The 1,435-nt window shown below is 64.6% G+C and carries 1 protein-coding gene and 2 pseudogenes; 1 reads left to right on the top strand and 2 read right to left on the bottom strand.

The genetic code is table 11. The features are described from left to right. Positions 1-145: pseudogene (locus tag ACGFU7_RS48150) on the bottom strand (IS701 family transposase); the annotation flags it as partial. 109 nt (positions 146-254) lie between these two features. Between ACGFU7_RS48150 and ACGFU7_RS48145 the strand changes: the two are divergent. Beyond that, on the top strand, positions 255-698 hold the full coding sequence (locus ACGFU7_RS48145; RefSeq protein WP_393705150.1) for a nuclear transport factor 2 family protein: 444 nt from the start codon (positions 255-257) through the stop codon (positions 696-698). A 34-nt stretch (positions 699-732) separates the two neighbouring features. On the opposite strand, the pseudogene ACGFU7_RS48140 reads toward ACGFU7_RS48145, so the two are convergent. Then, positions 733-1,297 (bottom strand): annotated as a pseudogene (locus ACGFU7_RS48140) (transposase); the annotation flags it as partial. Positions 1,298-1,435 lie beyond the last annotated feature (138 nt).

Raw genomic sequence — 1,435 nt, 5'->3', positions numbered from 1 at the left:
TTCCGCTCCAGCGGAGCGATCAGCCCCCGCATATAGGCCAGTGCCGACTCCCGCGGCTCCGTTCTGGCAAACCGGTGCACGAACCGCTCGTGCACGCGCTCAGTTCGCCCGCCCACACTCGCGCATCAGTCAGGTCCCCACCCATAACAACACCAACGAGCGACCTGCCCAACCGTCACGCAAAACACCGTTGCAGTACTAGGTTGGTGATCTCGCCGCGTGAGCAGGACGCGGACCATACGGAGGGGCCAATCATGCGCATAGCCACATCTACGAACACACGGACCGCGGTTGAGGAGCTACTGCGCAGGATCGGTGAGGGCGACCCCGAGCGCATCGCCGAGCTGTACGCCGAGCGGGGCGATTGGAAGCTGAACTGGCCGGAGGCCGAGCACGGTCGTACTGCCACGCCCTGGATCCGTCATCGGTCCACCCGGGCCGACGCGGCCGCCCACTATCGCGAACTTGCCGAGCACCACGTTCCGGAGCAGGTGGCGACTGAAGTTGAGCGCATCCTCATCGACGGAAACGACGCGGTCGTGATCGGCGAGATTCGCCAGACCGCTCGGTCCACCGGACGTGCGTATCGCGCGCGGTTCGCTATGCACCTCACCTTCGAAGACGGCTTGGTCACCCGGCATCATATCTACGAGGACAGCCTCGCCGTGGCCCAGGCATTCGACACCGAAGACCAGTGAAAGCCACCAGGACGAGCATGAGGATGCTGGTACACAGCCACTCGTTGATGGCTGCGACCAGTACGGTCGCTTCGTAGCGGACGGCGAGCTTGTCGTATCTCGTGGCGACCGCGCGGTACCGCTTGAGGCGGTTGATTCCGCACTCCACCGCGTGGCGCTCTTTGTAGTCGGCCTTGTCGAACTTCGGCGGCCGACCGCCGTGAGGGCCGCGTTTCTTGTGGTTGGCGATCTGGTCACGCTTCTCCGGGATCGTGCAGCGGATACCGCGCTTGCGCAGGTAGGCGCGGTTCGCGCGGGAGCGAGTCCACCGAGACGTCCCAGGTAATCAGCCCCTCGGCGTCGGCCCGGGCCTGCAGTTGCTCGAAGATGCGATGCCAGGTGCCGTCCCGCTGCCAACGCCGGAACAGTCCGTACACCGTCTCCCACGGGCCATACCGCTCAGGCACGTCCCGCCAGGGAGCACCAGCGCGAGTGCGCCAGCGTATGCCGTCTATCAACTGTCGCTTGGTGCGCACCGGCGGCCGTCCAGGCTTCCTTCCGACCGGGAGCAGCGGCTCCAGCTTCGCGCACTGCGCATTCGTCAGATCATGCCTCCCCATGAAGTGGATCTTGACACATCAAGATCCACTTCTGAAACGCACCCTAGTACTGCAACGGTGTTTTGCGTGACGGTTGGGCAGGTCGCTCGTTGGTGTTGTTATGGGTGGGGACCTGGCTGATGCGTGGGTGTGGGCGGG

This window comes from Streptomyces sp. NPDC048473 (genome assembly GCF_043200155.1).
In the GTDB taxonomy this organism is placed as follows: Bacteria; Actinomycetota; Actinomycetes; order Streptomycetales; family Streptomycetaceae; genus Streptomyces.
This window is presented reverse-complemented; position numbering and strand designations above follow the sequence as displayed.